General features: G+C 66.0%; 20 protein-coding genes. 10 read left to right on the top strand and 10 right to left on the bottom strand.

What is annotated here, in order from left to right:
* Positions 1–20: 20 nt before the first annotated feature.
* Positions 21–2,324, top strand: coding sequence for a glycoside hydrolase family 3 C-terminal domain-containing protein (locus O6W96_RS09325; RefSeq protein WP_353469259.1), 2,304 nt, complete (start codon positions 21–23; stop codon positions 2,322–2,324).
* 177 nt (positions 2,325–2,501) lie between these two features.
* Here the strand turns inward: O6W96_RS09325 and O6W96_RS09320 are convergent, their stop codons facing one another.
* The 4 genes from O6W96_RS09320 to O6W96_RS09305 form a co-directional block, all read right to left on the bottom strand.
* Complete coding sequence (locus O6W96_RS09320) at positions 2,502–3,320, bottom strand: sialidase family protein (RefSeq protein ID WP_353469257.1); 819 nt, start codon at positions 3,318–3,320, stop codon at positions 2,502–2,504.
* Between the two features lie 3 nt (positions 3,321–3,323).
* Positions 3,324–3,587: a hypothetical protein gene (locus O6W96_RS09315; RefSeq protein ID WP_353469256.1), complete on the bottom strand. Its 264-nt coding sequence runs from the start codon at positions 3,585–3,587 to the stop codon at positions 3,324–3,326.
* Between the two features lie 6 nt (positions 3,588–3,593).
* Complete coding sequence (locus tag O6W96_RS09310; RefSeq protein ID WP_353469255.1) at positions 3,594–5,408, bottom strand: DUF885 domain-containing protein; 1,815 nt, start codon at positions 5,406–5,408, stop codon at positions 3,594–3,596.
* Positions 5,409–5,830: 422 nt separating this feature from the next.
* Positions 5,831–6,907, bottom strand: a complete 1,077-nt coding sequence (locus O6W96_RS09305) for a mannose-1-phosphate guanylyltransferase/mannose-6-phosphate isomerase (RefSeq protein WP_353469254.1) — start codon at positions 6,905–6,907, stop codon at positions 5,831–5,833.
* Between the two features lie 162 nt (positions 6,908–7,069).
* Between O6W96_RS09305 and O6W96_RS09300 the strand changes: the two genes are divergently transcribed.
* The 5 genes from O6W96_RS09300 (at position 7,070) to O6W96_RS09280 (ending at position 14,751) form a co-directional block, all read left to right on the top strand.
* A complete protein-coding gene (locus tag O6W96_RS09300) occupies positions 7,070–8,458 on the top strand; it encodes a TIGR03013 family XrtA/PEP-CTERM system glycosyltransferase (protein ID WP_353469253.1) in 1,389 nt (462 codons plus the stop codon).
* A 19-nt stretch (positions 8,459–8,477) separates the two neighbouring features.
* Complete coding sequence (gene prsK, locus O6W96_RS09295; protein ID WP_353469252.1) at positions 8,478–10,523, top strand: XrtA/PEP-CTERM system histidine kinase PrsK; 2,046 nt, start codon at positions 8,478–8,480, stop codon at positions 10,521–10,523.
* Complete coding sequence (gene prsR, locus O6W96_RS09290) at positions 10,520–11,878, top strand: PEP-CTERM-box response regulator transcription factor (protein WP_353469251.1); 1,359 nt, start codon at positions 10,520–10,522, stop codon at positions 11,876–11,878. The genes prsK and prsR overlap by 4 nt, the downstream gene beginning before the upstream one ends.
* A 61-nt stretch (positions 11,879–11,939) precedes the next feature.
* Positions 11,940–13,886, top strand: coding sequence for a tetratricopeptide repeat protein (locus tag O6W96_RS09285; RefSeq protein ID WP_353469250.1), 1,947 nt, complete (start codon positions 11,940–11,942; stop codon positions 13,884–13,886).
* Between the two features lie 40 nt (positions 13,887–13,926).
* Positions 13,927–14,751, top strand: coding sequence for a DUF815 domain-containing protein (locus tag O6W96_RS09280; RefSeq protein WP_353469249.1), 825 nt, complete (start codon positions 13,927–13,929; stop codon positions 14,749–14,751).
* 51 nt (positions 14,752–14,802) lie between these two features.
* Here O6W96_RS09280 and O6W96_RS09275 read toward each other — a convergent pair whose 3' ends face one another.
* A complete protein-coding gene (locus O6W96_RS09275; protein ID WP_353469248.1) occupies positions 14,803–15,030 on the bottom strand; it encodes a hypothetical protein in 228 nt (75 codons plus the stop codon).
* Positions 15,031–15,128: 98 nt separating this feature from the next.
* Positions 15,129–16,910, bottom strand: coding sequence for an ABC-F family ATP-binding cassette domain-containing protein (locus O6W96_RS09270; protein WP_353469247.1), 1,782 nt, complete (start codon positions 16,908–16,910; stop codon positions 15,129–15,131).
* A gap of 121 nt (positions 16,911–17,031) precedes the next feature.
* Here O6W96_RS09270 and O6W96_RS09265 point away from each other — a divergent pair, with 121 nt between their 5' ends.
* Genes O6W96_RS09265 through O6W96_RS09255 form a run of 3 tightly spaced genes read left to right on the top strand, consistent with a single transcriptional unit; the run spans position 17,032 to position 19,428 of the window.
* Positions 17,032–17,346 carry a hypothetical protein gene (locus O6W96_RS09265; protein ID WP_056061812.1) on the top strand — a complete coding sequence of 105 codons (315 nt, stop codon included), beginning with the start codon at positions 17,032–17,034 and terminating at the stop codon, positions 17,344–17,346.
* 23 nt (positions 17,347–17,369) lie between these two features.
* Positions 17,370–18,035 carry a response regulator transcription factor gene (locus O6W96_RS09260; RefSeq protein ID WP_056061146.1) on the top strand — a complete coding sequence of 222 codons (666 nt, stop codon included), beginning with the start codon at positions 17,370–17,372 and terminating at the stop codon, positions 18,033–18,035.
* 10 nt (positions 18,036–18,045) lie between these two features.
* Positions 18,046–19,428 carry a sensor histidine kinase gene (locus O6W96_RS09255; RefSeq protein ID WP_353469246.1) on the top strand — a complete coding sequence of 461 codons (1,383 nt, stop codon included), beginning with the start codon at positions 18,046–18,048 and terminating at the stop codon, positions 19,426–19,428.
* A 148-nt stretch (positions 19,429–19,576) separates the two neighbouring features.
* On the opposite strand, the gene O6W96_RS09250 is transcribed toward O6W96_RS09255, so the two are convergent.
* A complete protein-coding gene (locus O6W96_RS09250; protein WP_353469245.1) occupies positions 19,577–20,479 on the bottom strand; it encodes a prephenate dehydratase in 903 nt (300 codons plus the stop codon).
* A gap of 104 nt (positions 20,480–20,583) precedes the next feature.
* Between O6W96_RS09250 and O6W96_RS09245 the strand changes: the two genes are divergently transcribed.
* Complete coding sequence (locus O6W96_RS09245) at positions 20,584–21,300, top strand: c-type cytochrome (RefSeq protein WP_353469244.1); 717 nt, start codon at positions 20,584–20,586, stop codon at positions 21,298–21,300.
* A gap of 227 nt (positions 21,301–21,527) precedes the next feature.
* On the opposite strand, the gene O6W96_RS09240 is transcribed toward O6W96_RS09245, so the two are convergent.
* Genes O6W96_RS09240 through O6W96_RS09230 form a run of 3 tightly spaced genes read right to left on the bottom strand, consistent with a single transcriptional unit; the run spans position 21,528 to position 23,827 of the window.
* Entirely contained in the window at positions 21,528–22,412 is an 885-nt protein-coding gene (locus O6W96_RS09240) for a TIGR00730 family Rossman fold protein (RefSeq protein WP_353469243.1), read from the bottom strand.
* A gap of 46 nt (positions 22,413–22,458) precedes the next feature.
* Positions 22,459–23,130, bottom strand: a complete 672-nt coding sequence (locus tag O6W96_RS09235) for an extensin-like domain-containing protein (RefSeq protein WP_353469242.1) — start codon at positions 23,128–23,130, stop codon at positions 22,459–22,461.
* Entirely contained in the window at positions 23,114–23,827 is a 714-nt protein-coding gene (locus O6W96_RS09230) for a DUF4328 domain-containing protein (protein ID WP_353469241.1), read from the bottom strand. Before O6W96_RS09230 ends, O6W96_RS09235 begins: the two co-directional genes overlap by 17 nt.
* Between the last annotated feature and the right edge of the window lie 61 nt (positions 23,828–23,888).

Raw genomic sequence — 23,888 nt, 5'->3', positions numbered from 1 at the left:
GATCACGTGGAAGAGAGCCCATGACCGCATTCCGTTCCCGCGCCCTGTTCGTCCGATTGCTCGCGGGATCGGTTCTCGCAATTGCGGCGCCGGTTGCCGCGCAGACAACCAACAACGCGCCTGGCGCCGCGGCGGCGAAGACCGCGGCCCCCAGGGCGCGGCCTTGGATGAACACCGCGCTGAGCGCGGATGCGCGCGTCGACCTGCTGCTCAAGGAGATGACGCTCGACGAGAAGCTGCAGCTCACTTTCGGCTATTTCGCGACCAACGCCGACTGGCTAAAGACGCCGGTCAAGAACTGGGTCTATCCAAAGGACGGTCTACCCGCGTCCGCCGGGATCGTCCCCGGTATCCCGCGGCTCGGCATCCCCAACCAGTGGGAGACCGATGCCGGCGTCGGCGTCGCCAGCCAGCGCGGGCCGACGCCGCGCCTCCGCACCTCGCTGCCGTCGGGGATCGCGACCGCGGCGACCTGGAACCCAGAGGTGGCGCAGGCGGGCGGCGCGATGATCGGCCGGGAGGCATTCCTGTCGGGCTTCAACGTGCAACTTGCGGGCGGGATGAACCTGACGCGCGAGCCGCGCAACGGGCGCAACTTCGAATATGGCGGAGAGGATCCGTTGCTGGCTGGCGTCATCACCGGGCACGAGATCAAGGGCATCCAGTCGCAGCACGTCGTCTCGACGATGAAGCACTACGCCTTCAACGGCCAGGAGACGAACCGCAACAACATCGATCACAAGATCGGCGAACAGGCGGCACGCCAGTCCGATCTGCTCGCGTTCGAGATCGCCAACGAGGTCGGCCAGCCCGGCTCGGTGATGTGCTCGTACAACCGCGTCAACGGGCATTACGCGTGCGAGAACGACTGGCTCTTGAACAAGGTGCTCAAGCGCGACTGGGGCTTCAAGGGCTATGTCATGTCCGACTGGGGCGCGACGCATTCGACCAGCGAGGCCGCCAACGCCGGGCTCGACCAGCAGTCGGGCTGGGCGTTCGATCGCTCGGCGTATTTCGCCGACGCCCTGCGCGAGGCGGTCAACAACGGCCATGTCAGCGAAGCGCGCGCGACCGACATGGCGCGGCGCGTGCTGTGGGGCATGGTCTCGGTCGGCGCGTTTGACACCGTCGTGAACGGCGATCAGGCGACCAAGATCGACTATACTGCGCACGCCGCGGTGACGCGCGCCGATGCGGAAGAGGGCATCGTCCTCCTCAAGAATACCGCGGGTCTGCTGCCGATCGCCAAGTCGGCCAAGTCGATCCTGCTGATCGGCGCGCATGCCGATGTCGGCGTGCTGTCGGGTGGTGGATCGAGCCAGGTCTATTCGCACAACGCGCCGACCAACGGCCTGGTCGTGCCCGACGAGTTCCCGAGCGGCTTCCCCGGTCCCAAGACCTATCACGCGTCGTCACCGATGAAGGCGTTGCAAGCGCGGACCGGCGCGACCGTCACCTACCTCGACGGCAAGGACGTGAAGGCGGCCGCCGCGGCGGCGCGGAAAGCGGATGTCGTCATCGTATTTGGCGAGCAGTGGACCGGCGAGTCGTTCGACGTCCCCGACTTGAACCTGCCGGCTGGCCAGAACGCGCTGATCGATGCGGTTGCGCGTGCAAACGCGAAGACGGTAGTGGTGCTAGAGACCGGCGGTCCGGTGGTGATGCCGTGGCTCGGCAAGGTCGGCGCGGTGCTGGAGGCGTGGTACCCTGGTACGGCGGGCGGCGAGGCGATCGCGCGCGTGCTGACCGGTGAGGTCAATCCTTCGGGCCACTTGCCGGCGACGTTCCCAGCGTCGCTCGCGCAGACCCCGCGGCCCAAGCTCGAGGGCGATCCCAAGCTCGACCGCGATTCTCATCCGATGGGCAATTACGACATCGAGGGCGCGGCGGTCGGCTACAAGTGGTTCGACAAGACCGGCGCCAAACCGCTGTTCCCGTTCGGCTACGGCCTGTCCTACACGAACTTCGCGATGAGCGGCCTGACCGCGGCGCCTGCCGGCAAGGGCGTCAAGGCGGACTTCACCGTCCAGAACACCGGCGCCGCGCAGGGCAAGGCGGTCGCGCAGGTCTATGTGTCTGGCACCGGCTGGGAAGCGCCGAAGCGGCTCGGCGCGTTCCGCAAGGTCGATCTCGCACCGGGCAAGAGCCAGACGGTGTCGGTGACGATCGACCCGCGCCTGCTTGCGACGTTCGACGTCTCCAGTGGCGGCTGGAAGATCGCGGGCGGCGACTACAAGGTCATGCTCGCCACCTCCGCTGCGGACATCGTCCAGATCGTAACGGTCCGCGTGGCTGCGCAGACGCTAGATGCCCGGGGACGGTGAGCGGGCTCGGGGGGCGTGCGGCTCGCCGCGAACCCCCGGGACGAAAGACATGTTTCCCCGCGAAGGCGGGGATCCAGACTGGGCTCCCCGCCTTCGCGGGAGAACAAGGGCAGGGTGCCGTACGATTATGATGTCCAACTGAACTTCGAGACGGCGTGGGCATCGCTCTAGTCCAGATCAGCGCAGTCTCCGCGGGTCGACCACGACGTATTTGATGTGCTTGCGATCATAGGTGTAGGTGATCCGGACCAGCCCGTCGCGCGTCTGGATCACCGCGGGATAGGCATAGCCGTCGGGAAGCGGCTTGCTTTCCAGCGTCAGCACCGGATGCCAGCGCATGCCATCGTCCGACAGCGCGAGGTTGAGCGGCCAGCGCGGTCCGTCGCCCGGACGGTCGGGCCAATGACCGGCGTGGTTGTACACGATCAGCTGTCGCCCATCGCGCAGCGTCACCGCATCGGTGCCCGCGTTCGGATTGGGAAGGTCGATCGCGGCGAGCGGCGACCAGGTCCGGCCGATATCCTTCGACCAGCTCATCGCCAACGCACCCTGGCGCGTTCGGGCGATCACTTCGAGCCGCCCGTCGGGGTAGGACAGAACGCTGGGCTGGATCGCCTCGATATGCATCGGCGAGGGGATCGGTGGCTCGACCGTCCAATGCGCGCCGCGATCGGTGCTACGTTCCATGCGGAGCGACCAGCGATTGGCCTCCGCAGTACCCTCTTCGCGGTTCGATGGTGCAAGCCAGCTGCCGTCGGGGAGCACGACGGGCTTGTTCTTGATCGGGCCGAGTACCCCATCGGGCAGGCGGTCCGGCTTGCTCCAGCTGCGACCATTGTCGGTCGAGCTGAGCATCATGCCCCACCAGTCACGCGGGTTCGGCCCGACCTTGTAGAACAGGCGGAGGTCACCGGGGGCGGGCTGGAAGAGCACCGGGTTCCAGGTGGGAAAGCGGCGACCATTGACGCCGATCCCGCTCGCCACCGGCTTGGGCATGGTTCACCCGTCACCTTTTCCGCCACCGTTGCGCGACGTCCAGATCCGCACATCGGCATTGCCTTCGCCCGATCCAGCGAACCAGGCCGCCATCAGGCTGCCGTCAGAGAGTTGCACGATCGTCGACGCATGCGCCTGCGGATAGGGCGCTTGCGCGTCGATCAGTTCGGCCTTGAGAATGGCATCCGATGCGGCTGGTCGCGCGGCATAGTCGAGAGCGCCAGCCCCCGCCAACAGTGCTGCCAGTCCCATGATCGCCGCCTTCATACAGATTTACACGCGCCCGCGGATCGCCGCGATCCGCTCGTCCACACGCCGTTCCAGGATCGTCAGCGGCATGGCGCCTTCCTTCAGGATGTCGTGGAACTGTTTCAGGTCGAACTTGTCGCCCAGCGCCGCCTTCGCCTTCAGCCGCGCGCGCGTCCATGCCATGTGGCCGACCTTGTAGCTGCACGCTTGCCCGGCCTGCGTGCAATAGCGCTCGACCTCACGCTGCGTCCGCGGCCGCGCAAAGCCAGTGGTCGCGACCATATAGTCGGTCGCCTTCTCACGACTCCAGCGCTTGGCATGGATACCGGTATCGACCACCAGTCGCGTCGCGCGGAACAGGAACGACTGGAGATAGCCGGCACGCTCGAGCGGCGACGCATAGGCGCCAAGTTCGTCCGCCAACTGTTCGGCGTACAGCGCCCAGCCTTCCGAATAGGCCGAGAAGAAGCCGATCTTGCGCAGCGTCGGAATGTCCTTCGATTCCTGCGCGAGGCTGATCTGGAGGTGATGCCCCGGCACGCCCTCGTGATAGGTCAGCGACGGCAGCGTGTATTTCGGCCAGTCGCCGACGTCCTTCAAATTGACGAAGTAGATCGCCGGGCGGCTGCCATCGAGCGAGGCGCGATTATAATAGCCGTTCGACGCGCCGTCCTGGATCTCAACCGGTACCGCGCGGATTTCGAGCGGCTGCGTCGGCACCTCGGAGAACGCTTGGGGAAGCTTGGCGTACATCGCCCTGATGCCGTCGTTGAGGCCGGCGATCAGCTCGGTTCGGCCCCCCGCGGTATTTGCGTAGAGCTGGTCAGGCGTGACGTTCAGCTTCGCCAACCGCTCGCCGACGCTGCCGGTCGTGAAACCTTGTGATTTGAGGATCGTGTCGAGTTGCGCGGTGATCTCGGCGACCTGCGCGAGGCCGATGCGGTGGACCTCGTCGGGGCTCATCGTCGTGGTCGTCGCCTGGTTGAGCGCCAATGCGTAGATCGCGTCGCCGTTCGGTACGCGCCAGATGCCGTCGCCGGGCTTGGTGGTCGGCTTTAGTCGTTCGATCAGCGCGATCTGGCGGTCTAGCGCGGGATAGACCTTCTCGTCGACGATCTTGGCAGCGCGTGCCTGCCAGTCGCCGGTAAGCCCCTTGGCGGCCGCACGCTTGACGAGCGACTGGACGATGCTCGATGTTGCTGCGGGCTGGCCGCGCAGTTTCCGCATCTGGCCAAGCGTCAGGTCGAGCGACCAACCGGGCGCCAGCAGGCCGCGTGCCGCCTCGGCCTGCTGCATCGCGCTTTCCTGGTCGAGCACCGTGCCGAACTGGTCGAGCCGTGACAGATACGCCTCGGCATCGGGGGTCGCCGCGATCGTGTGTGCGGTGTTGAGGAAGTCGGGCACCTGGAAATAGGCGCCGCCCTGCTGAAAGATCCGGTAGGGGCGGATCGGGCTGTCCATGCCGAACTTCTCGGGCGCCGCGATCTGTGTGTTCAGCGAATAGCGCACGACTTCGAGGTTGAGTTTGGCAGCGGGCGACAGGCCTGCGCCGTCGTAGCGGGCCAGGCTGGCGAGCGCTGCCTTGGTCTCGCTCACGTCGCGCGCGCGCTTGTCGGGAGTACGCGGCGAGAGCTGGCTCTTCAGGCCCGCGAGCGGCCCCTTGTCGAGACCCAGCGATGTCGCGAGTTCGGGTGAGCGTGCGACGCTCGCCTGAAAGATCCGCTCGAAATCGGCGTTGAGCGCGGTGTCGCTGCCCGACTGTGCGAACGCCGACGACGGCAACAGCGTGGTGGCAAGCGCGGCGACGCCTCCCGATGCGAGGAACTGGCGACGATTCATGACGAACTCTCCCGTGAACTTTCGCGCATCTAAGCCGATCGCCGCGCGGACCGCCAGACCCGGATTCTGCGAATTTCGGCGCATCGGCGACCGGAACCGGCGCACGTCACGAAACCGCCGGAACAAGCGCGGATATCGTCGGTTTGACCCGAGAGCCCGGCGGTGTCCTTACCCCCCGAAGGATGCCGCCGGGTGTATGCGTAGGTGAGGTAGACGTGCGAAACGAGACATCCAGGCGTGAAGCCGGCGCACGACTGCAAGACGTCGGCGAAACGCTCCGGTCGTCGTGGCAAACGCCAACCGACACAATGATCACCGAGGATATTCCAACGTTGCTGACACGCCTGTCGCAGGTGCCGAAGACCCGCAAGAAACCATAGGTCGACCGGTCCGGCGCGCGGCCGGACCGATTTCCGGTGTGCCTAGCTTGCCGACGCGGTCTTCTTCATCGCCTCGATCAGCTTCTTGACCTCCTGGCTGCGACCGCGCGGCATGATCAGGACGTCGTTGCCGCTCGCGACCACGATCAGATCTTCGACCCCGACCAGCGATACGCGGACGCCGTCGCTGCGGACGAAGCAATTCCTGGTATCGATGGCCAGCACGGTGCCGTCGCCGTGGCTGCGATGAGCGTTACCGTCGCTGTCCGTGTCGCTGATGGCGTGGAGCGCATCCCAGCTGCCGACGTCGTTCCAGCCCATGTCGACCGGCACCACCGCGACGCGGTCGGCCTTTTCCATGACCGCGTAATCGATCGAATCGTCGGGCGAAGCGGCGAAGGCCACCGCGTCGGGGTAGATGCGGGTCCCTTCGGTACGCGCCTTGTCCATCGCCTCCTGCGTGGCGGTCAGGATGCCCGGATCGAACTGCGCCAGCGCTTCGAGATAGGCGTCGGCGAGGAACAGGAAGATCCCGCCGTTCCAGGCGTGGTCGCCGCTGGCGAGCATCGACTGGGCCTTGTCGAGCGGAGGCTTCTCGACGAACCGCGCGACCCGGTTGACGCCCGGTTTGAGTTCGTCGCCGATCTGTATCCAGCCATAGCCGATCTCGGGCGAGTCCGGTGCAATCCCGAAGGTGACCAGCCAGCCCTGCGCGACCAGCGGCATTGCCGCCTCGATCGCCGCATGAAATGCGGCGATGTCGCCAATGACATGGTCGGACGGCATTACCAGCAACGCGTCGCCGCCGCCGCCTGCGGCAATGGCGGCCAGCGCTATGGCAGGGGCGGTGTTGCGCCCGGCCGGCTCGAGGATCAGCGCCTGCGGGGTCGCGCCGGCGTCCGCCAATTGCTGCTCGACCAGATCGGCGTGGCGCGCATTGGCGACGACGATCGGTGCGGCATAGCGCTCGCCTTGCGCCCGACCCGCGGTCAACTGCAACATCGTTTCGTTCGCCGTCAGCGCCAGCATCTGCTTGGGCATCTCGGGCCGGGACATCGGCCAAAGACGCGTGCCGGAGCCGCCGGACAGAATAACGGGAACGATCTTACGTGCGGTCATGAATCCTCCAGGTGGCGCCGAGCTATAGCGATGCGGTCACGCGTGCCAATCGTCGAATGATCCGATTGGATGCGTCATCTTCAGCCTTTTTTGGGGTTTTGCTGCGAGACGTGGCATTCGGGTGTCGGTAGCATTTACACCGATGTGTCGGGATAGCGGATCATGATACGCCTCTTCAAACACTATGTGCCGCATACCGTCCTGTTGCTGGGGCTGGTCGACCTGATTCTGCTGATCGTCTCGGCAGAGGTCGGATGGGTCGTGCGTGCGCATCAGATCGGCATGATCGTCGAGCCGATCGGGACGCGCATCGCGCAGCTGCTGACGTTTGCGATCGCGTTGCAGGTGTCGCTGGTCGCGGTCGGTGCCTATGGCGTGGCGTCGTTCCTGTCGCTGCGCTTTGCGGCCGCGCGTCTTGCGGTGGCGCTCGCCCTCGGCGTGATGTTCCTGTCGCTGATCTTCTTCCTGGTGCCGGCGCTGACCTTCTGGCGTTCGAACCTGCTCTATTCCACAGTCATCGCGACCGTGTTGCTGGTCACGGTGCGCGCGCTCCTTGGCAAGACGCTCGGCGGTGAGACGTTCAAGCGCCGCATCATCGTCCTGGGGGCGGGCAAGCGTGCCGCGCAGATCCTGGACCTGTCGCGACAGCCTGGCATCAATTTCATCGTGGCCGGCTTCGTGTGGATGGGGGAAGCCAATCCGGTCGTACCCGATGCGATGCCACGGGCGGATATCCCGAACCTTGCCGCGCACATCGTCGACCAGAATGCGAGCGAGGTCATCCTCGCGCTCGACGAACGCCGCAATGCGTTGCCGATGAAGGATCTCCTTCGCGTCCGTACCACCGGTGTCCAGGTCAGCGAGATATCGAGCTTTCTCGAGCGCGAGACCGGACGCATCGACCTGAAGAGCGTCAATCCGTCCTGGTTGATCTTCTCGGATGGCTTCGCGTCCAGCCGGATGCTGTCGAGCGTATTCAAACGCGCGTTCGACATCCTCGCGAGCGGTTTGCTGATGATCCTGACTTTGCCAATCATCCTGTTGACCGCCATCGCGATCAAGCTCGAATCCAAAGGCCCGGTCTTTTATCGCCAGCGTCGCGTCGGGCTGTATCACGAGAATTTCCATATCCTGAAGCTGCGCTCGATGCGGCAAGATGCCGAGGTCGCAGGGACGGCGGTGTGGGCGGCGGAGGACGATCCGCGGATCACCCGGGTCGGCCGGTTCATCCGCAAGGTACGGATCGACGAACTGCCGCAGACCTGGACCGTCCTGAAGGGCGAGATGAGCTTCGTCGGTCCGCGTCCCGAGCGCCCGCAGTTCGTCGAACAGCTCGAACAACAGCTACCGTTCTATGCTGAGCGCCACATGGTGAAGCCAGGCATTACCGGCTGGGCGCAGATCAATTATCCGTATGGCGCGTCGATCGAGGACGCCAGGCACAAGCTCGAATACGACCTGTATTATGCGAAGAACTACTCGCCATTCCTCGACATGTTGATCCTGTTGCAGACGATACGCGTCGTGCTGTGGCCGGCGGGCGCGCGATGACCGCTCGCATGGTCGCGGCATGATCACGACGCTCGTTCTGTGGAGCCACGCGCTTGCGGCGCTGCTGTTCGGTGCGCTCGCGTCGACACGGTTGCGGCGGCCCAGCGGGCATTGGCCGCACATCGCGTTCGTGATCGCGCTGGTGACGACCAGCCTGTGGGCGCTTGCGGTCGCCGGGATCGACTCGCGCGATGTCGCGACCCGTATCGTCGCGAGCGTGCGTGACATCGCGTGGCTCGGCTTCATGCTCGCGTTGGTCCGACGCGATCGGGCAGGCAATTATGCCCTCGGGGCCGTCTATTTCGTCGTCATGGCGCTCGCCGGAACCGCCGCACTGCTGGCGATCGTCGAGCAAATGGGGTTGGATGCCGACGCGCTCGCCGCGATTGAATCCGCGCGGACCGTGTTGCGGATGATGGGCGCCGTTAGCGGCCTCGTGCTGGTTCATCACCTCTATCAAGCGGCGCCAGCCACGCGCGGCGGCATCCGCCTCGTGTTGCTCGCTCTTGCAGGAATGTGGAGCGCCGACCTCGTCGTCTCTGGAGCGGTCTATTTCGACGCACGCTGGGCGCCGATGATGATCGTCGCCAATGGTGCGGTGATGATGGGCGTGGCAACGCTGCTGGTGGTCGGCGTGCATCGCAGTGGCGATTGGACGCTGGCGCTGTCGCGGCCGATCGCGGTTCGCGCGCTGTCGGCGGTCGCGCTGATCCTCTACGCCGGTATAACCGCGCTCGCGACCCATATTGCGGGCGGGTATGCGGGCTCTCACGCGCGCGCCGTACAGGCCGCGATCGTGTTCGGCGCGACCGCGACCATGTTGGCGCTGCTGTCGACGCCGTGGTTGCGCGCGTGGACCAAGGTCAAGATCGCCAAGCACCTCTTCCGCCACCGCTATGATTACCGCGCCGAGTGGCAGCGCTTTACCGATACGCTCGGTAAGCCGGGCGGGGGTGCCGAGACGCTCGACACCCGCGTGGTGCAGTCGATCGCCGATCTGACCGACTCCCCTGGCGGGCTGCTGCTGGTGCCCGATGGCGCATCGCTGGGGCTGGGCGCGGCATGGAACTGGATCGGCGCGGCCGAAGGACTTCGCCACGATGCGCTTGCGACCTACCTCGCGCGTGACGCCCGGATCGTCGAACTCGACCCTGTCCGCGCCGGTACCGCGCCTGCCGAGGAATGTGCAAGCGTCCCCGCGTGGCTTCGCGAATGCTCCGAAGCCTGGGCGATCGTCCCGCTGATGCATGGCGGCGCGCTGGTCGGGGCGATCGTGCTCGCCCGCCCGCCGATCGACCGCGCGCTCGATTGGGAGGACTTCGACCTGCTCCGGGTCGCGGGGCGACAAGCCGCAAGTTATCTTGCCGAGGATCGCGCGCATGCGGCGCTGGCGGATGCGGCGAGGTTCGACGAGTTCAATCGGCGCTTCGCGTTCATCCTGCACGACATCAAGAACCTGGTGAGCCAATTGACGCTGGTCGCCCGCAACGCCGAACGTCACGCCGACAACCCTGATTTTCGGGTCGACATGGTCGCCACTCTTCGGGACTCATCCGATCGCATGAATGCGCTGCTTGCGCGCCTTTCGCAGCATGGGCCGGTCCGCGGAGAGCCGCTGCAACCGCTCGACGTGATGGCGATCGTCGAACGCGTAGCGATCGCCCGCCAGATTCAGCATCCGATCGTCACGCAGGGCGGTTCGGCCAGTGCGCTCGGCCATGCCGCACGACTCGAGCAAGTGCTCGGCCAGCTCATCCAGAACGCCGTCGAGGCAAGCAGTGCGGACGATCCGATCTTCTTGTCGGTCGAGGCGGCCGGCGACCGTGTCGCGATCGACGTCATCGATCACGGTTGCGGGATGGCGCCCGGCTTCGTCCGCGATCAGCTTTTCCGTCCGTTCGTGTCGTCGAAGCCTGCCGGGTTCGGCATTGGCGCGTTCGAAGCGCGCCAGTTGGTGCACGCGATGGGCGGCTCGCTCGAGGTCGTAAGCCGGGAAGGCGAAGGCACACGCTTTCGTATCCTGCTTCCCGCAGTCGCTACCGCCTCGCTGAGGGTTGCAGCATGACGAACCAGGATCGCCCCGTCCTTTTGATCGTCGAGGATGATCTCGGGCTGCAGCGTCAACTCCGTTGGGCGTATGAGGGGTACGAGATCGTCGTCGCCAGCGATCGGACGCAGGCGCTCGATGCGGTCCGCGCGCACGAGCCGTCGGTCGTCACGCTCGATCTCGGCCTGCCGCCCGACCCGGACGGCGTCACCGAAGGGTTTGCCACCCTGCGCAATATCCTGGCGATCAAGCCCGATACCAAGGTGATCGTCGCGTCGGGTCACGATGCACGCGAAAGTGCTTTGCAGGCGATCGGCGACGGCGCCTGGGATTTCTACGCCAAGCCGATCGACATCGATGCGCTCGGCCTGATCGTCAGCCGCGCGTTTCATGTTCACGCGCTGGAGGCGGAGAACCGCCGTCTCGCAGCGCGCATCGAAGCGGGTGGGTTCGGTGGACTTATCAGCGCCTCACCGGAGATGGCCGCAGTCACCCGCACACTGGAGCGGGTCGCGCCCGCCAACGTCTCAGTGATGCTGCTGGGTGCGAGCGGCACCGGCAAGGAACTGCTCGCCCGTGGCCTGCACGACGCCTCACCGCGATCGCGCGGGAATTTTGTCGCGATCAACTGCGCTGCAATTCCCGAAACCCTGCTCGAAAGCGAACTGTTCGGCCATGAGAAGGGCGCGTTCACGGGCGCCGTGAAGACCACCGAGGGCAAGATCGAACAGGCCGCCGGCGGCACGCTGTTCCTTGACGAGATCGGCGACGTACCGCTCGCGCTCCAGGTGAAGCTGCTCCGCTTCCTCCAGGAACGCGTGATCGAACGCATCGGCGGGCGCAAAGCGATCCCGGTCGACACGCGGATCGTGTGTGCGACGCACCAGAATGTCGACGCGATGGTCGCCGACGGGCGATTCCGGGAGGACCTGTATTACCGCCTCGCCGAGATCGTCGTGCGGATCCCTGCGCTGTCCGACCGGACCGGCGACGCGGTATTGCTCGCGCGCCACTTCGTCACGCGCTACGCTGCGTCGATGAACCCCGTCGTCACCGGCCTTGCTCCCGACGCGCGCGCTGCGATCGATGGCTGGGGGTGGCCGGGCAACGTCCGCGAGCTGGAAAACCGGATCAAGCGCGCCGTGATCATGGCCGATGGTAAGCTGGTGACCGCGACCGATCTCGACCTCGACGGCAAGGCCGAGGAAGCCTCGGCGCTGAACCTGCGCGCCGCCCGTGAACTCGCCGACCGGAAAGCGATCCGCCAAGCGCTGGCACGGGCGGATGGCAATATTTCGGGCGCCTCGCGCTTGCTCGGGATCAGCCGGCCGACGTTGTACGATTTGCTGAAAAGCTACGATCTCCATGCCTGACCCGCGCTATCCCATGCTGCGACGGCGCAAGCGACGGCGGCTTTTGCCACGGAGGCTCGTATTGCCCGCGGCGCTGTCGCGGGAGCGCGTGCGGCTGCTGGCAATCTGCGTGCTGTGCATGGTCATCGTCGGGATCGGCGTGGCTCTGGCGATGCGGCCGCCGCGGCCGGATGCGCGCCACCTACTCGCCGTGAGCCTGACCACGCTTAACGACGGTAACTACAGTGCCGCGAGGAGCAATGCGCAGGCTGCGATCAACGCTGAACCCAAATGGGCGACCGCCCATGCCGTGCTGGCGCGCGCCTATCTCGAACTCGGCGACGGTGTGGCGGCGGAGGGCGAGTTGGCGCGGGCGGTCGATGCGGGATTGCCTGCTGCCCGGCTGCATCAGTTGAAGGCACATGCGCGTTTGTTGCAGGGCGATCTCGATGGCGCGATCGACGAGGCGGCAGTGACGCGACCGCGTTATGCCGACTATGCGGAGCGTATCCACGCGCGGGCGCTTGCATCGCAGGGTGATGGCGTCGGGGCGCGGGCGATTCTCCAGGCCATGCTGGAGCGCTCGCCTCGCGATGCGGCGGCGTGGACCGACTTGGGGCGTATTCGTCTGACTGCGGGCGATGTCGGCGGCGCATCGCTCGCGGCGACGCAGGCGGCCACCCTGGCACCGCGCGAGCCGGCAGCGCTGACGTTGCAAGGCGAGGTGATCCGCAGCCGCTATGGCTTGATCGCCGCTCTCCCCTGGTTCGAGGCGGCGTTGCGGCGCGATGCCTATTACCATCCGGCGCTGATCGAATATGCCGCGACGCTTGGCGATGCGGGGCGCAACGCCGAGATGCTGGCAGCCACGCGGAGCGCGCTGTTGGCGCGGCCGGGGAGTCCGCAGGCGCTGTATCTGCAGGCGGTGCTCGCCGCGCGGGCCGGACGGACCGATCTTGCGCGGTCGCTGCTGCGTCGCACCGGCGGTGGGATCGGCGGCTTGCCGGGGACGCTGCTGCTGTCCGGAAGCCTCGATTATACGCAGGGCAAGTTCGAACAGGCCGCGACCGCCTGGCGTCAACTGGTCGCGGTCCAACCGATGAACGTTGCTGCCCGGCGCCTGCTCGGCGCGGCGTTGCTTCGGCTTGGCGATCGGCGCGGTGCGCTCGATACGCTGCGGCCGATCGGGTTGCGGCCCGATGCCGACAGCTATTCGCTGACTCTGATCGCACGTGCGTTCGAGGCTGTGGGAGACCAGACGATGGCAGCGCAATTCCTCGACCGTGCAGTCGCGGCGGGGCCAGTCGTACCGGCGTCCGTCTTCGCTACCGACGACCCGATCGCCGCACTCATGGCCGGCGCCGACGCCTCGGCCGACGATCCAACCTATGTACTGGGCGTCATTCGCGCGCAGGTCGCGAGCGGCGATACGGCCGGCGCGATCGCCCGCGCGCGTGCATTGGTGCAGGCCGGTCCCGGATCGCCTGCCGCACAGTTGGCGCTGGGCGATACGCTGGTTGCGGCGGCGCGATATCCGGAGGCGGCTGCCACCTATGCTCGCGCCGCGGATCTGTCGTTCGACGAGCCGACGATGCTCCGGCTCGTCGATGCGCTGGAACGGAGCGGGCGGACCGAGGACGCGGCAACTGCGCTCGCGCTGTACCTGTCGCAGAACCCACAGAGTCTGGCAGGTTTGCGACTACTGGGCCACTGGCAGGTCCAGTCGGGCGCGTGGGATGCCGCGATCGAGACGCTCGAAGGCGTGCGCCGCCGCATTGGCAATCGCGATTTCGGCGTGCTGACCGATCTGGCCCAAGCCTATGCCGGTAGCGACGACGGCGCGATCGCGGTCCGCTATGGCCGCGCGGCGTATGCGATGTCGCCGATGAACGCGGCCGCGGCGGATGCGTACGGCGTTGCGCTTGCTGCGAACGGCAATATCGAAGGCGCGCGGCAGTTGCTGGTGAAGGCATCGCGTCTTGCGCCGGACGACGTCACGATCGCCGGCCATTTGACTGCCCTCCGCTGATTGCTTGTTTCGACCGGATGCTCTCGCCAATAGCAGCATCATGATCGATCCTCTGGAACGTATTGCCGCCGCGCTTGAGCGCCTGTCGCCGCCACCGCCGCCTGCCGCCGATCCCCGCGCGCATCCGGCCTATGTCTGGCGCAACGGCGCATTGGCACCGGTCCACCGCTTCGCGCCGCTTCCGCTTGCCATGCTGATCGGCATCGACCGACAGAAGGCCGCGCTGATCGCCAATCTGCGTCATCTGGCGTCGGGCTATGCTGCGCAGGACGTGCTGCTGTGGGGCGCGCGCGGAACCGGGAAGTCTGCGCTGGTCAAGTCCGCAGTCGCGGCGGTCCAGGCGGAAGATCGGGACGCGGGCGCGCTTGGTGGCAGTATCGCCCTGGTAGAGGTGTCGGATCTGGGCGCACTGCCAACTCTGTTCGCCGCGCTGGCGCAGGTCGACCGGTCGTTCGTAGTATTCGTCGACGATCTAGGGTTCGACGTTCCCGCCGACGCGCGGGCGTTGCGATCGATGCTGGAGGGCGGCGCCGAACCAAGGCCGGCGAATATCCGCTTGGCGGTGACCGCGAACCGACGCCATCTCGCTCCGCGTGACATTGCGGAACAGGACAGCGCGATCAATCCTCGCGACTCAGCAGACGATCATCTTGCCTTGGCGGACCGATTCGGTCTCAGCCTCGGGTTCCATGCGTTAGATCAGGATGGATATGTCGCGATCGTTGCCGCTTACGCGAAGGCGAACGACCTGTCGTTCGAGCCGAGCGATGCAATTGGCTGGGCAACACGCCGTGGCAGCCGCTCGGGCCGCGTCGCATGGCAATTTATCGTCGATATCGCAGGCCGGGCGGGCAAGCCGCTTTAGCTGCAGCTGCGAGACGAATGGGCCGACGCATCACGCGTCGGCCCGAAACGCTTAGTTGCTGTCCGAATCGTCGTTGTCGTCCTTGACGATCGCGACGACGCCGATTGCGACCACACCGGCAGCGATCAGAGCAGCGATCACGCCGCCGCTAGCTGCTTCGCTCTTGTCCGACGTCACCGAACCGGCGCGAACCGTCGATGCAGGAGCAGCCGACGCTGCAACCGAGGTGGTCATCATTGCGACAGCAAGAGCGCTGCCGGTAAGGGCCTTGAGCTTCATAAACATCTCCAGAATAAACGAACCGAACTGCCGCAACGCAGCAATTGCACGGTGGTTCCCGTATTTATCAAAGTTGCGAAAGTCCAGCCGAATTTAGATTACGCGGCGCCTTCGACCATTTCTGCAAGCTCGAGCCATCGCAGTTCCGCAGCGTCCTTTGCAGCGCGTGCGGCCTCGATCTGCGCGGTCAGTTTTGCGAACGTCGCATGGTCGCGCATGTACAAGTCGGGCTTGGCGAGCTTGACCGCATCGGCTGCCATTTGCGCGTCGAGTTCCTCGATCCGCTTGGGCAGCAGCTCATAGTCGCGCTGGTCCTTGTACGTCAGTTTTGCGCGCGGGACGGCCACGGCCGGAGCGGTCGCGGCGACCTTCTTTGACGCACGCTTGCCGGTCGTCGTCGAGACGCGACGCTTTTCCCAATCCTCGTACCCGCCTGCGACCACGTCGACCGTACCAGATCCGTCGAGCCCGAGCGTGATCGTCACGGTCCGGTCGAGGAAGTCGCGATCGTGGCTGACGATCAGCACGGTGCCGTCGTAATCGCCAATCACCTCCTGCAACAGGTCGAGCGTCTCGAGATCGAGATCGTTGGTCGGCTCGTCGAGCACGAGCAGGTTCGACGGCTTGGCGAACTCGCGCGCGAGCAGCAGTCGCGACCGCTCGCCACCAGACAGCGAACCGATCTTCGCGTCGACCATGTTCGGGTCGAACAGGAAGTCCTTCAGATAGCCGTGGATATGCTTGCGCACGCCGAGCACGTCGATCCATTCGCCGCCGTCGACGACGACTTCGCGGACCGTCTTCTCGGGCGCCATCAGGCTGCGTTGCTGGTCGATCACCACTGCGTCCAGCGTCTGGGCGAGCTTGATCGAGCCGCTGTCGGGCTGGATCTCGCCGGTCAGCAGCTTCAACAGCGTCGACTTGCCCGCGCCGTTGCGGCCGACGATGCCTATGCGGTCGCCTCTGGTGACGCGCAACGTCAAGTCGCCGATGATCGTGCGGTCGCCGTACACCTTAGTGACGTTCTTCGCGTCGATCACGACCTTAGACTTGGTGTCGTCGCTCGCGGTCGTCAGGTTCGCCGAGCCTTGCGGCCCGATCATCGAGGCGCGTTCGGCGCGCATCTCGTGCAGCTTCGTGAGACGGCCCTGGTTGCGCTTGCGCCGCCCGGTGACGCCGCGGAGCAGCCAATGCTCCTCCAGCTTGAGGCGCGCATCGAGCTTCTCGGCTTGGCGCTGTTCCTCGGCATAGACCTGCTCGGTCCAAGCCTCGAACCCGCCGAAACCGATCTCCGCACGCCGGATCGCGCCGCGATCGAGCCACAAGGTCTGCTTCGTGAGTCGCGTCAGGAAGGTACGGTCATGGCTGATGACGACGAACGCGCCACGGAAGCGCTTTAGCCAGTCCTCGATCCATTCGATCGCGCCGATGTCGAGATGGTTGGTCGGCTCGTCGAGCAGCAGCACGTCGGGGTCCTGCGACAGCGCCCGGACGATCGCCGCGCGACGCCGCTCGCCGCCCGACGCCGAAGCTGCCTCGCGCGACAGGTCGATGCCGAGCTGGTCGGCGATCGAATCCGCCTCGTAGTTCACCGGCGCATCGTCGCCCGCCATCACATAGTCGCGCAACGTCGCGAAGCCGCGCAGATCGGGCTCCTGCTCCAGGATGACGACGCGGGTGCCGGGGACGATCGTCCTGCGTCCCTCGTCCGCCTGGACGCTGCCGCCGAGCAGTTTGAGCAAGGTCGTCTTGCCGGCGCCGTTGCGGCCGATCAGCGCGAGCCGGTCGCGCGGTCCGATATGGATGTCGAGATTGCGAAAGAGCCATCCCGAGCCCTGGACGAGTCCGAGGCCTTCGAATGCTAAGATTGGTGCTGCCATGTTCGCGCCACGTAGGGGTGCGAAGTGATGCAGGCAAGTTACACTGCGCGGGCTTCGTGCTGTCGGCGGCCTGTCGCGATCATTCACAGGCTGTTCAATGCGGGAGGCCTATGCCACCGCCATGAAGATGCTGCTTTTCCTTGCAACCCTGGCCGCTGCGCCGTTTCTGATGGGTGCCGCCCCCATGCTGGCGGGCGAGCCTCCGCAGCGCCGCAGCGACCAGATGTCGGCGTTGCAGGCGCGCAAGACCGGAGCGCCGTCTTTGCGCGAGATCGAGTCGCGCGTGATCCCGACGATGCGGGGCGCGCAGTATCTCGGCTCGGACTATGATTCGGGCAGCGCCATTTACACGCTGAAATTCCTGCGCGATGGAACCGTCATCTGGGTCGACGTCGATGGCCGTAACGGCCAGATCGTCGGCCGCACGGGTCGCTGAACACTGTAATCGAGAGGATTATCATGCGCGTTCTGATCGTCGAGGACGAGCCGAATCTCGGCCAGCAACTGAAGAATACCCTCGAAGGAGCCGGCTATGCGATCGACCTCGCGGTCGATGGCGAGGAAGGGCATTTCCTAGGCTCGACCGAGAATTACGACGCAGTCGTGCTCGATCTCGGGCTGCCGGAGATCGACGGACTGACCGTGCTCGATCGCTGGCGCAAGGAGGGCAAGACGATGCCCGTGCTGGTGCTGACCGCGCGCGACAGCTGGTCGGACAAGGTCGCCGGACTCGATGCCGGCGCGGACGACTATGTGGCGAAACCGTTCCAGAGCGAGGAATTGATCGCGCGCCTGCGGGCGCTGATCCGCCGTGCGTCGGGCAATGCCTCGTCCGAGCTGACCGCGGGCGATATCCGCCTCGACACGCGCAGCGGCAAGGTGACGCGCGCCGGCGAGCCGGTGAAGCTGACCGCGCAGGAATACAAGCTGCTGAGCTACCTGCTGCATCACAAGGGCAAGGTCGTCAGCCGCACCGAGCTGATCGAACATATCTACGACCAGGATTTCGATCGTGATTCGAACACGATCGAAGTGTTTGTGACGCGCATCCGCAAGAAGCTCGGCCAGGACGTGATCACGACGATCCGCGGGCTTGGCTACAGCCTCGAAGATCCGGACGCCTGATTGGCGCACGATGGATAGCGCGCCTGTCATAGACACGCCGATCCGCGTACCCGCGGCGGTGAAGGGATCGCTGTCGCGGCGGATGATCCTCATCGCGGCGGTATGGATCGGCGTGCTGCTCAGCGGCGGCGGGTTCGCGCTCGACCGTGTGCTGAGCCAGGCGGTGACGCGCAATTTCGACGACCAGCTCGAATACGTTCTGCGCTCGCTGCTGAACTCCGCCGAGATCGGGCCTGAGGGCGAAGTGATCTTCTCGCGCGATGCCGCCGCCGACCAGCGCTTTGTCGAGCCCTATTCCGGGCTCTACTGGCAGGTGTCGGGCAAGGGCCGGGAGGATTTCCCGTCGCGCTCGCTCTGGGATCGCAAGCTTGCCTTCGGCGGAACGCACGACGATCGTAACGCGCATTTCTACGACAGCAATCAGTTCCCCGACGAGAAGCTGCGGATCGTCGAGCGTGACGCGGTAATCCCCGGCTCGAAGGTGCATTGGCGGTTTCAGGTCGCGCAGAGCCGCGATGGGCTCGACGCGCAGATCACGACGCTACGCCGGACGCTGGTGCGCAGCTTCGCGCTGCTCGCGCTCGGGCTGATCGTGATGGCCGCGCTGCAGACGTTCTACGGGCTCTGGCCGCTGCGGCGCGTGCGCGAGGAGATCGCCCGGATGCGGGCGGGCCAGTCGAACCGCGTGTCGAGCGCGATGCCGGTCGAGGTTGCGCCGATGGTCGAGGAGCTCAATGCGCTGATCGAGCATAACGAGCGGCAGGCGGAGGAGGCGCGGCGGCATGCCGGCAATCTCGCGCATGCGCTGAAGACGCCGCTGACGGTCATCATGAACGCGGCGACGGCGCAGTCGGACGATCTGGCCGACACGGTGATCCGCGAGGCGCGGACGATGCGGCGGCAGGTCGACCATCACCTCGCGCGGGCGCGGGCTGTCGGGCGGCGTGGGTCTGCGCATAGTCGTGCGGATGTTTGGCCGAGCCTGGAGTCGGTCGAGCGGGCGGTCGGGCGGCTGTACCGGCATGTCCGGATCGACGTGACCGGGCCTCGCGGGTTGCAGGTCCATGTCGAGCGGCAGGATCTCGACGAGATGCTCGGTAACCTGATCGAGAACGCCGCGAAATATGGCGGTGGCAGCGTGTTCGTGACGGTCGGCGCGCAGTCGGGTTTCGTAGAGTTCCTGGTCGAGGACGACGGGGTTGGCATCCCGGAGGAGGAGCGGGTGCGCATCTTCGATCGCGGCGTGCGGCTGGATACGGGAAAGCCGGGGACGGGGCTGGGGCTGGCGATCGTGCGCGACGTGGCGGAGATCTACGAAGGGACCGTGGCTCTTGAGGAGAGCGAAGACCTTGGTGGGTTGCTGGTGCGGTTGAGGTTGCCCGCGGCAAACTAAGCGGTACTAAAACCGACGCTTACCAACCGTCCGTCATCCTGACGAAAGTCAGGATCCAGGGTAACAAACGCGGCGCTATACGGCTCTGGATCCTGACCTTCGTCAGGATGACGGTGACGGTGACGGTGACGGTGACGGTAGCTGGTGGCTACCCCCGAGACCTCGCCTGGCGATACGTCCCCAGCACGCGCAGCCACTTCGAATGGAACCCCAGTTCCTCCAGCGCATGGTCGAGGTTCGCGTCGCCCGGCTTGCCGACGACATCCGCATAGAATTCCGTCGCGGAGAAGCTGCCGTTGCGCTGGTAGCTCTCCAGCTTGGTGATGTTCACGCCGTTGGTGGCGAACCCGCCGACCGCCTTGTAGAGCGCGGCGGGGACGTTCCGCACCTCGAAGATCAGCGTCGTCATCCATTCGCCACCGACCGGCTCCTGTGCCGCGGGAGGCTTGCCGCCGCGCGCCAGTACGACGAACCGCGTCGTGTTGTGGTCCGCATCGGCGATGTCCGTCGCGAGCAGTTCGAGACCATACAGCGCTGCCGCAGCGGGCGGTGCGAGTGCGGCGATCGCGGGGTCGCCCAACTCGGCTACTACCGCCGCCGCGCCCGCCGTGTCGGGATAGCTCACCGGCTCGATCCCGTGCGCCTTCAGCCAATGGCGGCACTGCCCCAACGCCTGCGGATGGCTCATCGCCTGGCGGATGCCGTCGCGCGGGCCGCATGCCATCAGCGCGTGGCGGATCGGCAGGAAATGCTCCCCGGTGATCACCAGCCCCGATTCGGGGAGCAGGAAATGAATGTCGGCGACGCGGCCGTGCAGCGAATTCTCGATCGGGATGATCGCGCAATCGGCGCGGCCGTCCTTCACCGCGTCGATCGCGTCGGAAAAATCGAAACAGGGCAGTGGCAGGCCGTCGGGGAACGCCTCGACCGCGGCGACATGGCTGTTCGCGCCCGGCGCACCCTGGAACGCGACGGCGCGCGCGGACTCGGCGGCGGCGGCCTCGGTCATCCGCGCGACGATCGGGCGGGCTGGTGCGGCAAAGTTTTCCATCTCCCGGGCGGGTAATGAGGCCGTGGCGCATGTTCAAGCGCGGCTTGCGGTGCGCGCCCGCGTTTTCTATGGCTATCCCAAACAGAACAGGGCGGATGCACAAGATGGACAATCGGACCAATACGATCGCCGGCTGGGTGCTCGCAGGCTGTGGTGCGGCGCTCGGGCTGTCGATCGTCGGCGGGATGATGTTCCACGGCGAGCGCCCCGAGAAGATGGGCTATGCGATCGAGGGCGTGGTCGAAGAAGGCGCGGGCGGAGCCGCCGCCGAAGTGCCGATCGCTTCGCTGTTGCCGACCGCCGACGCCGCCAAGGGCGCCGAAGTGTTCAAGAAATGCGCCGCCTGCCACACCATCAACCAGGGCGGCGCGAACGGCGTCGGCCCGAACCTGTACGGCACCGTCGGCGAGGAAATCGCCAAGGGCAAGGCCGGGTACGCCTTCTCGTCGGCGCTGGCCGGGGTCGGTGGCAAGTGGGACTTCGATAAGCTGAACGCGTGGCTGACCTCGCCGCGCAAGTTCGCGCCGGGGACGAAGATGACGTTCGCAGGTCTCGGTAATGCGCAGGACCGGGCTAACGTGATCCTGTATCTGAACCAGCAGGGTTCGAACCTGCCGCTGCCGGCGGCACCTGCGGCCGGCGCTGCTCCGGCGGCGAAGGATGCGGCGGCTAAGGATCAGCCGGCGACGGCGAATGCGGCGGAGGCTGCGGCTACCGAGGGCGCACCGACTGCCGATATCGCCAACACCGGAACGCCAGCGTCGGGTGCCCCGTCGGTCGATCCCGAAGCAGCGCGCAAGGGCGCCCGCTCCGAGAAGTAATGGTTCCAGGCCGGTATGATCGGCCTGGATTCGTCCTCCCGCCAGCGGGGGAGGGTGGTTCCAAGATTAGCGGCGCCATTTGCGGTCCGATCCCGCTCCACTCCGTCATCCCGGCGGAAGCCGGGACCCACGGTTGCGGTCAGCGTCATAAGCGGACGCTCCGGGTCCATGGGTCCCGGCGTTCGCCGGGATGACGGAGTGGGTGGTAGTTGGAGCCGCGAGAAAGCTCAGCCCTCGGCCGCGTCCTTCTCGGCCCGCTCGCGATAAAACGACTGCACCGCGTCCCAGGCCTCGTCCGCGGTCTCGACGTAGTGGAAGATCCCGAGGTCCTTCTCGCTGACGACGCCCTCCTCGACCAGCGCGTCGAAGTTCACGACCCGCTCCCAGAACTGGCGGCCAAACAGCAGCACCGGGATCGGCTGGATCTTGCCCGTCTGGATCAGCGTCAGCAGCTCGAACAGCTCGTCGAACGTCCCGAACCCACCCGGAAACGCAGCGAGCGCGCGGGCGTGGAGCAGGAAGTGCATCTTCCTAAGCGCGAAATAGTGGAACTGCACCGACAGCGACGGCGTGACGTACGGGTTCGGCGCCTGCTCGTGCGGCAGGACGATGTTGAGCCCGATCGATTCGGCGCCGACGTCGTCCGCGCCGCGGTTGGCGGCCTCCATGATCGACGGACCGCCCCCTGAGCACACCACGAACTGCCGCCAACCGCGTTCGTCGCGCGGCAGCACGCTGACCTTGGCGGCCAACTCGCGCGCGACGTCGTAATATTTCGACTTCTCGACCAGCCGCTCGGCGATCTTCTTCGACTTCTCGTCCGTGGCCAGCTTAAGCAGCGCCTGCGCCTTCGACGGCTCGGGAATGCGCGCGGAGCCGTAGAATACGAAGGTCGAGCCGATCTTCGCCTCGTCGAGGACGAGTTCGGTCTTCAGCAGTTCGAGCTGGAACCGCACCGGTCGCAGGTCTTCCCGCAACAGGAAATCCATGTCCTGGAAGGCGAGCCGGTAATGCGGGTGCTGCGTCTGAGGTGTGGAAACGGAGTCGCGGGCGGACTCGGCATCCTGGCTGGCGTTCGGAAAAACGCGCGATGGTACTCGTGTATCGGTCATTCAGGCGCGATTAGAGGAAACGGGGGGGGAGGGCTAGAGCGGTGCGCTAGCGGCAGAAATTGGCGTGATCGTCTTCGAGATGGAGGTGGTTGCGGTGCGCGGCATTGTAGTCGGGGCTGAGCACCGTGCCGAACCGCTTGCAGGCCGAGGCGCGGATCGTCTGGAGGAATTGCCGGACCTGCGGGTCTGACGAGTTCCAGTCGTTGAGCACCGTGATTCGCCGCCCGTCCTTCAGCACGAATCCGCCGATATCGATCGCGTTGGCGATCGCGTGGCCCGAGCGGCGGACCGGACCCCGCGTAGAGCCGACGACGTTGCGGCACGCGTAGCTTCCCATGCTGTCGACCCGCGCCAGTTCGCTGCCGAGCATCTGGTACGCGGCTGGCGCAACCGCGTTGCGCGTCCAGCCGATGAACGCCCGCGCTTCGTTGCATCGTACCGCGGTGAGGTTGGCGACAGGTACGCCGATATCGACCAGCTTCACCGTGCCGTTGAGCCCGCAGCCCGGCCCCGTTTCGCGGTCGGGGAGGACCTGGAACGAGACGTGCAACTCGCGCAGGTCGGCGAGACACTGCGCGGTCTCGCGGTTGCTCGGGACGGAGAGGTTCGGGCGGGTCTGTTGCGGAGCGCTGGGCCGATCGGCGCGTCCGCATCCGGCGAGCGCGACGAGTGCGACCGCCACTATCGTGCGACACCAGAGATTATACGACCGTCGCATCCTCGGCGATCTCTGGCGGAGCTTGGCGGATGTCGCCAGCCCTATCGCGCTGCATCTGCGACAGGCGGCGCATGATCGTCGTCAGGGCGATCGTCAACGCGATGTCGACCGGCACCGCGGCGACCGTGAACCAAGAGGCCGCGATCAACTGCTCGGCGGTCTCGGCGTGCATGGACAGGCGGAAATCTATGTTGGAGATGATCGACGATGCGATCCAGCAGCCCCACCAGATCCGCAGCACGGCGGGAATGGGCACGGCGTCGGGTGCGTGCGGATCGGCGGAGACCTGCCATGTCTCGCTGACCGCCTGCAACGGTTTCCAGAGATTGGCGACGGGCACGAAGAACCAGCCGACCGCCCAGCCTGGCGTGACCGTCATCGCCGGACCTATGGCCTGCGCGTTGCGGCTGGCGCGATAGATCCAGCGCAGCACCGCGCCGCCGGCGACGACGACCGCCACAACATTGGTCACGCCTGTCGCGGCGAGAACCTGCTCCAGACCTTCGAACGACTCCGCCGATGCGATCGTGCCGCCGAAACCGCCCAGCATGCCGATCGTGTAAAGTGCGGACAGGCCGAGCGTTGCGTTGGTCGCGAGCCACGTCCAGATCAGCATCGTGGCGATGCGCGTGAGCCGCGCAGTGTCGACCAGTAGCTCGGGACCGTTGGCCGTGGGGATATAGGCGGAATCGGTCACGACAGCGTTGCTGCTATATTGCGTAATAATCGTGCGCTCGCTGTGCCAGAGACTTTGGCAG

The sequence above is a fragment of the Sphingomonas faeni genome (genome assembly GCF_040407495.1).
Classification (GTDB): domain Bacteria; phylum Pseudomonadota; class Alphaproteobacteria; order Sphingomonadales; family Sphingomonadaceae; genus Sphingomonas; species Sphingomonas faeni_D.
The sequence above is the reverse complement of the archived record's forward strand: the minus strand, read 5'-3'. Positions and strand labels throughout refer to the sequence as shown.

Coding starts and splice junctions, on each gene's coding strand:
- prsK (WP_353469252.1), top strand. CDS start 8,478: ATGATCACGACGCTCGTTCTGTGGAGCCACGCGCTTGCGGCGCTGCTG.
- O6W96_RS09255 (WP_353469246.1), top strand. CDS start 18,046: ATGGATAGCGCGCCTGTCATAGACACGCCGATCCGCGTACCCGCGGCG.
- O6W96_RS09310 (WP_353469255.1), bottom strand. CDS start 5,408: ATGAATCGTCGCCAGTTCCTCGCATCGGGAGGCGTCGCCGCGCTTGCC.
- prsR (WP_353469251.1), top strand. CDS start 10,520: ATGACGAACCAGGATCGCCCCGTCCTTTTGATCGTCGAGGATGATCTC.
- O6W96_RS09275 (WP_353469248.1), bottom strand. CDS start 15,030: ATGAAGCTCAAGGCCCTTACCGGCAGCGCTCTTGCTGTCGCAATGATG.
- O6W96_RS09245 (WP_353469244.1), top strand. CDS start 20,584: ATGGACAATCGGACCAATACGATCGCCGGCTGGGTGCTCGCAGGCTGT.
- O6W96_RS09320 (WP_353469257.1), bottom strand. CDS start 3,320: ATGCCCAAGCCGGTGGCGAGCGGGATCGGCGTCAATGGTCGCCGCTTT.
- O6W96_RS09235 (WP_353469242.1), bottom strand. CDS start 23,130: ATGCGACGGTCGTATAATCTCTGGTGTCGCACGATAGTGGCGGTCGCA.
- O6W96_RS09260 (WP_056061146.1), top strand. CDS start 17,370: ATGCGCGTTCTGATCGTCGAGGACGAGCCGAATCTCGGCCAGCAACTG.
- O6W96_RS09325 (WP_353469259.1), top strand. CDS start 21: ATGACCGCATTCCGTTCCCGCGCCCTGTTCGTCCGATTGCTCGCGGGA.
- O6W96_RS09240 (WP_353469243.1), bottom strand. CDS start 22,412: ATGACCGATACACGAGTACCATCGCGCGTTTTTCCGAACGCCAGCCAG.
- O6W96_RS09305 (WP_353469254.1), bottom strand. CDS start 6,907: ATGACCGCACGTAAGATCGTTCCCGTTATTCTGTCCGGCGGCTCCGGC.
- O6W96_RS09315 (WP_353469256.1), bottom strand. CDS start 3,587: ATGAAGGCGGCGATCATGGGACTGGCAGCACTGTTGGCGGGGGCTGGC.
- O6W96_RS09300 (WP_353469253.1), top strand. CDS start 7,070: ATGATACGCCTCTTCAAACACTATGTGCCGCATACCGTCCTGTTGCTG.
- O6W96_RS09270 (WP_353469247.1), bottom strand. CDS start 16,910: ATGGCAGCACCAATCTTAGCATTCGAAGGCCTCGGACTCGTCCAGGGC.
- O6W96_RS09250 (WP_353469245.1), bottom strand. CDS start 20,479: ATGGAAAACTTTGCCGCACCAGCCCGCCCGATCGTCGCGCGGATGACC.
- O6W96_RS09265 (WP_056061812.1), top strand. CDS start 17,032: ATGAAGATGCTGCTTTTCCTTGCAACCCTGGCCGCTGCGCCGTTTCTG.
- O6W96_RS09280 (WP_353469249.1), top strand. CDS start 13,927: ATGATCGATCCTCTGGAACGTATTGCCGCCGCGCTTGAGCGCCTGTCG.